The 8,956-nt window shown below is 57.3% G+C and carries 10 protein-coding genes; all 10 read left to right on the top strand.

The window, feature by feature from the left end:
* Positions 1-264: 264 nt before the first annotated feature.
* The 10 genes from E1297_RS06590 (at position 265) to E1297_RS06545 (ending at position 8,911) form a co-directional block, all read left to right on the top strand.
* On the top strand, positions 265-1,236 hold the full coding sequence (locus E1297_RS06590) for a DNA cytosine methyltransferase (RefSeq protein WP_155135482.1): 972 nt from the start codon (positions 265-267) through the stop codon (positions 1,234-1,236).
* Complete coding sequence (locus E1297_RS06585) at positions 1,233-2,102, top strand: NaeI family type II restriction endonuclease (protein ID WP_155135480.1); 870 nt, start codon at positions 1,233-1,235, stop codon at positions 2,100-2,102. Before E1297_RS06590 ends, E1297_RS06585 begins: the two co-directional genes overlap by 4 nt.
* Entirely contained in the window at positions 2,099-2,518 is a 420-nt protein-coding gene (locus E1297_RS06580; RefSeq protein ID WP_155135478.1) for a very short patch repair endonuclease, read from the top strand. Before E1297_RS06585 ends, E1297_RS06580 begins: the two co-directional genes overlap by 4 nt.
* 35 nt (positions 2,519-2,553) lie before the next feature.
* Positions 2,554-3,582, top strand: coding sequence for a hypothetical protein (locus tag E1297_RS06575; protein WP_155135476.1), 1,029 nt, complete (start codon positions 2,554-2,556; stop codon positions 3,580-3,582).
* A gap of 143 nt (positions 3,583-3,725) precedes the next feature.
* The gene (locus tag E1297_RS06570; RefSeq protein ID WP_155135474.1) at positions 3,726-4,142 is read left to right on the top strand and encodes a MerR family transcriptional regulator; all 417 of its coding nucleotides are present in this window, start codon (positions 3,726-3,728) and stop codon (positions 4,140-4,142) included.
* A 12-nt stretch (positions 4,143-4,154) separates the two neighbouring features.
* Positions 4,155-4,529 carry a carboxymuconolactone decarboxylase family protein gene (locus tag E1297_RS06565; protein ID WP_155135472.1) on the top strand — a complete coding sequence of 125 codons (375 nt, stop codon included), beginning with the start codon at positions 4,155-4,157 and terminating at the stop codon, positions 4,527-4,529.
* 152 nt (positions 4,530-4,681) lie between these two features.
* The gene (locus E1297_RS06560) at positions 4,682-5,176 is read left to right on the top strand and encodes a DoxX family protein (protein ID WP_155135470.1); all 495 of its coding nucleotides are present in this window, start codon (positions 4,682-4,684) and stop codon (positions 5,174-5,176) included.
* A gap of 126 nt (positions 5,177-5,302) precedes the next feature.
* Positions 5,303-6,688, top strand: a complete 1,386-nt coding sequence (fumC, locus tag E1297_RS06555; protein WP_155135468.1) for a class II fumarate hydratase — start codon at positions 5,303-5,305, stop codon at positions 6,686-6,688.
* Between the two features lie 33 nt (positions 6,689-6,721).
* Positions 6,722-8,359 (top strand): NAD-dependent malic enzyme, encoded by a 1,638-nt coding sequence (locus tag E1297_RS06550; RefSeq protein WP_155135466.1) that lies wholly within the window; start codon positions 6,722-6,724, stop codon positions 8,357-8,359.
* Between the two features lie 117 nt (positions 8,360-8,476).
* Positions 8,477-8,911 carry a RidA family protein gene (locus E1297_RS06545; protein ID WP_155135464.1) on the top strand — a complete coding sequence of 145 codons (435 nt, stop codon included), beginning with the start codon at positions 8,477-8,479 and terminating at the stop codon, positions 8,909-8,911.
* The last annotated feature ends 45 nt before the right edge of the window (positions 8,912-8,956 follow it).

The following is an 8,956-nucleotide window of genomic DNA, read 5'->3' as shown; positions in this document are numbered from 1 at the left end:
GCCCTGATGTGGTGGAAACTTGGGAGGAAATGACCACAGGAGCGTGTATGATGCTTGTTATTTTTACGTATAAAAGTCGCGAAGCTACCGGAGCATTGCGATTTCATGACATTTCGGAAAGGTTTGGACGCGGTGTCTTTAAGGGGACTTATCGAAGGGTGGGGCATGTTTCGCTCAACATTTCGGGGGGAAATTTTATGTTCATGATATGTTCTCGGTGTGATAGATTATGGTTAACCAAAATACCGAAATGCGTGAGGTCCCATGAAAAATCAGCTGACATCCGTGGAGCTTTGTGCCGGGGCTGGCGGGCAGGCTCTGGGACTTGAAATGGCTGGTTTTGATCACCTCGCCTTGTTTGAAAACGACGCGCATGCCTGCCAGACTTTGCGCCAAAACCGTCCAGAGTGGACGGTCCATGAGCATGATCTGTTCGAAGAATTCAAATTCGAGCAATTCCGGGATGTCGATCTTTTGGCAGGCGGGTTGCCATGTCCGCCATTTTCCGTAGCCGGGAAACAATTGGGGGAAAAGGACGAGCGGAATCTGTTTACGCGCGGTGTCGAAATTGCCGAACGGATCAACCCGAAAGCGATCATGTTCGAGAATGTGCGCGGAATGCTTGATCCGTCGTTTGCCGAATATCGCGACTATATCGAAGTCCGGCTAAGGCAGTCAGGCTATATGGTTTTTTGGAAACTGTTGCAGGCGTCAGATTTTGGCGTGCCGCAATTACGGCCGCGGGTTGTTATGGCCGCGCTGAAGCGCAGTTTTTCGGACCACTTTGAATGGCCGGGGCCGGAGGATGGTCTCTCCGCCAAGACAGTCGGTGAGGAACTTTTCGACTTGATGGTGGCAAATGGCTGGAAAGGTGCTCAGACGTGGAAGGCTCAGGCTGACAAAATCGCACCGACTGTCGTTGGGGGATCTAAAAAGCACGGCGGGCCGGATTTGGGGCCGACCAGAGCACGGCGGGCATGGGCTGCGCTGGGCGTGGAAGGCCGGACCATTGCGGAAGAAGCGCCGGGGCCAGATCATGAAGGCATGCCCCGGCTGACAGTACGTATGGTTGCACGCTTGCAAGGCTTCCCCGACTCATGGCAATTCTCAGGGCGGAAAACAAACTCATACCGGCAGGTCGGGAATGCGTTTCCGCCTCCTGTTGCAGCGGCCGTCGGGCGGAAGATTGCAAATGCTCTCGAACAGGCGCTGGTTCTAAACGAAGCAGCTGAATGAACCCACCAGATTTAGAAGACGATCAGGCTAAGTTAACTCACATTGCCGACGAAATGTTCAGGCTGGTTGGCGGGAAGGAAACATTTGTTGGCCGACTTCCGGGCATAATTGCAGAAGCGGTCGAGTATGTTATTGATCCTATCCGAACCGCGCGGACCACGGTGGCTGAGTTGGATAATGTTGAAAAGACATTCATAGGGCTCAAAGTAGAACACTTTCTTCGGGATTTCATTGGCGTCCCCAAAGGTATTCGGGATTTGCGTCTTGCTGGACAAGACGTTGATGTCAAAAATACAGTGCGCTCAAATTGGATGATACCGCCAGAAACCTTCAGGAATACTGAGCCATGCATTTTGGTGAGGGTAGCAACTGAGCGTGGAAATTGCTCACTTGGCATTATCGTGGCAAGAGAAGAATATTTAAACAAGCCAAATCGCGACGGAAAGCGTGGGATAAAAAAGGAAGCCTTCGATAGAATTCTATGGATTTTGCGTGATGCTCCCTTGCCAGAAAGTAGGTTTGCAGGGCTCGATATGGAGCGGTTTCGACAGCTACGTGAGATGAACGGCGGAAGCAAGCGGGCTGCACAGTTCTTCCGTGAAAATGAAGCGATGGTCATACACCGTTCAGTTCTAGAGGGCCTGCTTCATGATCAAAAAGACTATATGAAGCGTCTAAGGGGAAACGGTGGTGCAAGAGACATTTTATTTAAAGAAAAAATCTGTCTTCTATCTGGATATTATCATTCAAAAATAATTCGTCATTTAGGGCTACCCAACTGTAACAGCGATGAATTCATTTCTAAAAAGTGTTCACCGCCAGAATGGGAAAGCGTTCTCGATAGCAATTATAGAGAGTCCATTTGACCGACAAGCTCTCCCCTGAGCGGCGCTCTAGGAACATGGCCGCGATCCGGTCCAAGAATATGAAACCGGAAATGATTGTCCGGAAACTGGTGCATTCGATCGGGTTCCGGTACCGCCTTCACCGGAAGGACTTGCCCGGCAAACCGGACTTGGTGTTTGGACCCCGGAAGAAGGTGATCTTTGTACATGGCTGTTTCTGGCATCAGCATCCCGATCCCAATTGCAAAGACAGCCGTCTGCCAAAGTCCCGGCTCGATTATTGGGTTCCTAAGTTGGAGCGGAATCAGCGGCGCGACGCGCAAGTTCAAGAAGAACTTCAGGGTCTCGGGTGGACATGCCTTACAATTTGGGAATGTGAGACAAAACAAATTGAAGCCTTGAAAAAAAAGGTCTTAAAGTTTCTTAGGCCTTATTAAAGACCTATTTCGGCAATGGAAAAAGGTCCTCACCCATGCTCAAGCGCCTGTCGGTCTGCCTTGTTGTCTTGCTCCTGCTGACCCGGTCCGGGGCCGTTTCGGCTCAGGAGACATCCGTTGGTGAACCGGGCGGGTGGTACGGCGCGGGCAAGGTGGGGGATCGGGACTTCTGGCAGGACCGGCACGGGATCGGGTTTTCGGTCTCGTCTCTGGGGGAATATCCGGATGCGGCCCGGATCGAGCAGGCGCTTCTGGAGGCGGACCGTCTCGGCTACAACATGATCCGGACCTGGGGAACGGATGGCTATACCCGCGAGGTTCTGGAGGCGATCGACCGTCTGGATCTCGACATCAAGCTTCAGGCCGGTGTCTACATCACCGGCAGCAGCGACCCGCAAGCCCTGATCGACAGCGCCCTTGAAACGCTCAAGGGACATGAGGACCATGTGCTGGGAATCAGTCTGGGCAACGAACAGCTGGCCGACTGGGCGGATTCCACCCTGACGGCGAGGGACCTGATCCGTCACATCGACTATGCAAGGTCGCAGTCGGACATTCCGCTGACCTACAATTTCGCGGGCGAGATCTTTCTGCCGGGCAGCTCGTTTTTTGCAGACCCTGCGCTTGCGGCCGAGGCGCTCGCCGCGCTGGATTACGTCAATGTGCATATCTATGGCGGCCATTTCGACAACCGCACCAGTCCGGACTGGTCGCCGGAGGCACAGGTGGCCGCGGTCGACCTGTTTGCGCGCGGCGTCGCCCGCCGGATGGAGGCTGCCGGTGTGTCCGGGATGCCGCTGATCCTCGGCGAGACCGGCTGGCAATCGGCTGGCTATCATCCGGCGGCGACCAATCCTGCCAATCTCGCCCGCTACCGCGAACTCGTCACCCGGTATGTCGACAGGAATGCCGATCGCATCGACGGCATGTTCTTTTTCAACCTGACGGACGAAACCTGGAAAGGCGCCGATGATTATTGGGGCCTGTTTGAAGAGGGCGGAGCCGGGGCGCTGGGCGCGGCGAAGAGCGACTTCCGGACGGTGGACCAGATCCTCGGGAAGTGAGCGCGGCGACGTCACGCACTGACCGGTATCGGCATCGTTTTCCGTTTATTGAAAAATTTCCGGTTGCCTCTTGACCTGGAGTGTACTCCAGCTCCTAGGTTTGGTGAGGTCTGGAAACGGATACGTCCTGTTCGGAGAACACCATGTTGATTGGCGACCTTGCGCGGAAGTCCGGGCTGAGTGTTGATACGCTGCGCTACTACGAAAAGATCGGATTGCTGCCCAAACCATTGCGCGATGGCGGCGGACGGCGGATTTATGACGCTTCGGTCTTGCGCTGGATCGACTTTCTCGGCCGCCTGAAGGCAACGGGCATGGGGATCAAGGCAAGACTGCGCTATGCGGATCTGAGGGGCAAAGGGGCTGCATCGCTGGCCGAGCGGCGGGAAATGCTTGAAGACCACCGCTGCTTTGTGCTGGCGGAAATTGCACGGCTTGCCGAAACGCTGGATGTTCTGGACGACAAGATAGACCTTTATCGAAGGATGGAGGCGGGTGAGCCCGTCGATCCGTCTTTCGAAAGCTGCGCGCGGACCAAACACGGCGCGGCGACATCCTGATGGATCAAAAACATGACGAGTTCGTTGGAACGTGGCCGGGAATTGGCAAGAAAGCTCAACCCGGATCTCGAGCCGGTTTTGTCCGGCCGTTATGATGATCTGGTGCCGGAATTCGCGGAGAGCCTGATCGAATGGGCGTATGGCCGCCACTATGCGCGGCCTGGCCTGGATCTAAAGACCCGTCAGCTCTGTACCATCGCCGCCTTGACGGCGCTGGGCGCGCAGACAGGGCCGCAATTGAAGATCAATATCGCCCATACGCTGGCGGCAGGGGCCAGCCGAACCGAAATTGTGGAGGCGATTTGGCAAATGTCGGTTTATGGCGGTTTGCCAGCAGCGATCAACGGGCTGAACGCGGCCATGGAGGTTTTTGAAGCACAAGAATAGCAATCAAGAATAGCGATAGTGCATAGCGGAAAACGCCCAGCAATTTGAAAAAGGCAAGGGAAGAGGTTTGGCCGGGACTTCATCCCTTCCTTGTGCCTGTGTCGCGAACGTGTTTGCCTGTTCCGGATCATCAACGCTCAGAAGGGAACGCCATGCGCGATCTGATTGCCAAGTGTAATACCGTCGCGGGGTGGTTCCGCGATCCGCTGTTTCTTGTTGGCCGCCTGCTTCTGAGCTTCCTGTTTTTCGATTCGGGATTTGGCCGGTTGACGGGCGGTTGGGCAGACGCCGCGCAACAAATGCAGAGCCACGATGTTCCCCTGTTTCTCCTGCCTTTCGTGACAGCGCTTGAATTGTTTGGCGGAGCGTTTCTCGCGCTCGGTCTGCTCAGCCGCCTGTCGACATTGGGGCTCGGTGTGTTTGCGATCATCGCCGCTTTTGTGTTTTTCGGAAATTTTGCCGACACCGCGCACTGGTTTCCCTTTCTGGACAATATCGCGATCGGGGGAGGCATGCTGTTGATCCTCGGTGCGGGGCCGGGCCGTTGGTCGCTGGACCATGTTCTGGGCCTGGAGCGAAGCGTATATGGCCGCCGGACCGCAGGAAAGCCGGTTCGGGATGGTACCGCTAAACCGCCGGTGGCCTGATACGAACCAACAAGATCCAATTGTCTCTAGATTGCAAAGCCATAGTGGAATTTCCATCTCTGGTGTGCATCATGCCGTTGGGGGAGTTCCCGATTGTTGTTGTCATAATAGGGCAGGGGGCAGATCATGCGCAAGGAAACCGACAGTATCGGTGAAGTCGAGGTGCCGGAGGACAAGTACTGGGGCGCGCAGACGCAGCGCTCGCTGGAGCATTTTTCCATCGGCTCGGACCTGATGCCGATCGAGCTGATCCATGCCTACGGGCTCCTGAAAAAGGCGGCCGCCCGGGTTAACACGGATCTCGGGCTGCTCGCCGAAGACAAGCGCGACCTGATCGTTGCCGCAGCCGAAGAGGTGGCGGATGGAAAGCTCGACGCGCACTTTCCCCTGCATGTCTGGATGACCGGCAGCGGCACCCAGTCGAACATGAATGTCAACGAGGTGATCTCCAACCGGGCCATCGAAATGGCCGGGGGCACACTGGGGTCGAAGGACCCGGTCCATCCGAATGATCACGTCAACATGTCGCAATCGTCGAATGACACGTTTCCCACGGCGATGAACATGGCCGCTGCGATCCACACCGCGCACCGCCTGCTGCCGGGGGTGACGCATCTGCGCGACAGTCTCGACCGGAAGGCAAAGGCGTGGGATGCGGTCATCAAGATCGGCCGCACCCACATGCAGGACGCGACCCCCCTGACATTGGGGCAGGAGTTTTCAGGCTATGTGCGCATGCTGGACGAGAGCATTGCCCGGATCGAACATGCGCTGAACGACGTGCATCATCTGGCGCTGGGCGGCACGGCGGTCGGAACGGGCATCAACACCCATCCGGAATTCGCGGTCCGCTCGGCCGCCAGGATTGCCGAACTGACCGGCCTGCCGTTCGAGACCGCGCCGAACAAGTTCGCGGTTCAGGGCGCTCATGATGCGCTGGTGATGCTGCACAGCACGTTCAAGACGCTGGCCGTCGCGCTTTACAAGATCGTCAACGACATCCGGCTGTTGTCCTGCGGCCCGCGCTGCGGCTTCAACGAACTGGCCATTCCCGCCAACGAGCCGGGCTCCTCGATCATGCCGGGCAAGGTCAATCCGACCCAGTGCGAGGCGCTGGCGATGATCGCGGCCCAGGTAATGGGCAATGACGTGACGGTCGGGATTGGCGGGGCAAGCGGTTATCTGGAAATGAATGTCTACAAGCCGGTGATGATCAACGCGATCCTGCAGTCGATCCGGATCCTCGGCGACGGCTGCCGGAATTTTGCGAAATATCTGGTCGACGGGACGGTGCCGAACGGCAAGCAGATCGCCCGTTATGTCGAAAACTCGCTGATGCTGGTGACCGCACTCAGCCCGGTGATCGGCTACGACAAGGCGAGCCACGCAGCCCATCACGCCTTTGATCACGATCTCAGCCTGCGCCAGGCCTGTCTCGAGCTCGGCTATGTCGACGAAGCCGAATTCGACCGGATCGTCGACCCGAAAAAAATGGTGCACCCGTCTCTTTGAACAACAAGCGCAATCCTGTCCGCGAGGTTTGGCATGACACATTCACAGCATCTGCTTACCGGAATCGAGTTGCTTCAAAATCCCAGAACCAACAAGGGCACCGCCTTCTCCATGGAGGAGCGGGAAAAATACGGCCTGACCGGGCTGTTGCCGGATGTGGTCGAGACGATTGACGATCAGGTCCAGCGCGCCCTGATGCAGCTGGGGCACAAGCACAGCGACATTGACCGGTTTGTCTATCTGGCCGGACTTGCGGACACCAACGAGACCCTGTTCTTCAGGCTGATCATGTCCGATCCCGTACGCTTCCTGCCGATTGTCTACGATCCGACCATCGGCGAGGCCTGTCTCAAGTTCAGCCATATCATGCGCCGGACCCGCGGCGTGTATCTGTCGATAGACACGAAGGGAAAGGTCGACGAGGCGCTGTCGCACTGGCCGGACACGGATGTGCGCTTCATCTGTGTCACCAATGGCGGACGCATTCTGGGGCTGGGCGATATCGGCGCCAACGGTATGGGCATTCCTATCGGCAAGTTGCAGCTTTACACTGCCGCCGCCGGTGTCCCGCCGCAACATCTCCTGCCAATGTTCCTTGATGCCGGAACCAACAACGAGGAAGTGCTTAACGATCCGCTCTATGTCGGCCTGCGCCGCCGCCGCCCGGATACGGCCGAGCTCTACGCATTTGTCGACGAGTTTGTCGAGGCCGTGCAAAAACGTTACCCGGACTGTTGCCTCCATTTCGAGGACTGGACCGGCAGCGATGCGGTGCATCTGCTGGCGCGCTACCGGGACAAGGTCTGCTGTTACAATGACGACATCCAGGGCACGGCCGGGATTGCGCTTGCCGGACTGATCAATGCACTGAAGATCAAGGGCGGCAGCCTCAAGGACGAGCGGATCTTCTTTGTTGGGGCGGGATCGGCCGGTATCGGGCTCGCCAATCTGATGGTCAGCGAAATGGTCAATGAAGGCCTTTCGGAAGACGAGGCCCGCAGCCGGATTTCCATGTTCGACGAACACGGCCTTCTGGAGCAGTCGCGCACGGACCTGTTCGATTTCCAGAAGCCCTATGCCCATGAACATGCCCCTTCGCGGGATCTGGTGGCGTCTTTGAAGAGCACCAGACCCACCACCCTGATCGGTGTCAGCACAGTCGGGCGGCTGTTCACGCAAGAGGTGGTGGAAACCATGGCGGACGTGAATGCGCGGCCGGTGATCTTTGCCCTGTCGAACCCGACCGAACATGCCGAATGCACGGCGGAAGAGGCTTACAAATGGTCGAAGGGCAGCGCGATCTACGCGGCCGGTGTGCAGTTCCCGCCGGTGCATCTGGGGGCAAGGACCTATCTGCCCGGACAGGCCAACAACCTCTATGTCTTTCCGGCCGTCGCCATGGCCGTCTATGCGACCAGGGCAACGCGGGTGCCGGATGAGCTCTTCATAGAGGCAGCGCGGGCGGTCGCCGATCAGGTGCCGCAGGACCTGCTCGATCAGGGCTGCCTGTTCCCGCCCCAGGCGGACATTCTGGCAACGTCCATCGAGACGGCTGCAAGGGTCAGCGGCAAGGTGTTCGATCTCGGCCTTGCCCGGATCGACCGCCCCGGTGATCTGAAACAGCTGATCGAGGCGCATGTCTACAAGGCGGAGTATCAGAGTGTTTCGTAGGTGAAGTTTTCCGGTTGCCGGTTGCCGGCAATGGTGCCTAAAACGGGGAGCAGGCAAGGTGACAACCGGGCGGGTGGCCGGCCGGTTTCGCTTTTGTGGACGCATGAGGAGGGCGAATTGGCCAGCAGTTACAATCCGCCGAATATCTGGCAGCCTTTTGGCGCGTTCTCTCAATTGGTCGTCACGGGTAGCGGGCAGCTGGTCTTTCTCAAGGGGCAGGTTGCGCTTGGGACCGATGGTGAAGTCATCGGCGAAGGAGAGATGGAGGTCCAGGTCAGGCAAGTGCTGCAGAACATATCCGACAGTCTGGTGTCGGTCGGCGGCAAGATGAGTGATGTTGTGTCCCTGCAACAATTCACGACCGACATCAAGGGCTTCATGGGTTGCGGTGCCATTCGAAACAGCTTCTTCAAGCCGCCGTTCCCCGTCACGACCACACTGGAAGTCAGTGCGCTTTACGATCCGAGACTACTGGTGGAGATCACTTCTATCGCTGAAGTGCCAATGGACCGCTTTGTCTTGCCCGGTGGTGCGGAGGCACTGCACCGGTGAGCCTGCCTAACCATGAAGGCCCTGTCGAACCGAAGCTGAGTGTGT

This window comes from Roseibium sp. RKSG952 (assembly GCF_009711355.1).
The sequence above is the reverse complement of the archived record's forward strand: the minus strand, read 5'-3'. Positions and strand labels throughout refer to the sequence as shown.

Excerpts from the sequence above, each read along its gene's own strand:
- E1297_RS06560 (WP_155135470.1), top strand. The coding sequence starts at position 4,682 with ATGCGCGATCTGATTGCCAAGTGTAATACCGTCGCGGGGTGGTTCCGC.
- E1297_RS06575 (WP_155135476.1), top strand. The coding sequence starts at position 2,554 with ATGCTCAAGCGCCTGTCGGTCTGCCTTGTTGTCTTGCTCCTGCTGACC.
- E1297_RS06550 (WP_155135466.1), top strand. The coding sequence starts at position 6,722 with ATGACACATTCACAGCATCTGCTTACCGGAATCGAGTTGCTTCAAAAT.
- E1297_RS06590 (WP_155135482.1), top strand. The coding sequence starts at position 265 with ATGAAAAATCAGCTGACATCCGTGGAGCTTTGTGCCGGGGCTGGCGGG.
- E1297_RS06565 (WP_155135472.1), top strand. The coding sequence starts at position 4,155 with ATGACGAGTTCGTTGGAACGTGGCCGGGAATTGGCAAGAAAGCTCAAC.
- E1297_RS06570 (WP_155135474.1), top strand. The coding sequence starts at position 3,726 with ATGTTGATTGGCGACCTTGCGCGGAAGTCCGGGCTGAGTGTTGATACG.
- E1297_RS06585 (WP_155135480.1), top strand. The coding sequence starts at position 1,233 with ATGAACCCACCAGATTTAGAAGACGATCAGGCTAAGTTAACTCACATT.
- fumC (WP_155135468.1), top strand. The coding sequence starts at position 5,303 with ATGCGCAAGGAAACCGACAGTATCGGTGAAGTCGAGGTGCCGGAGGAC.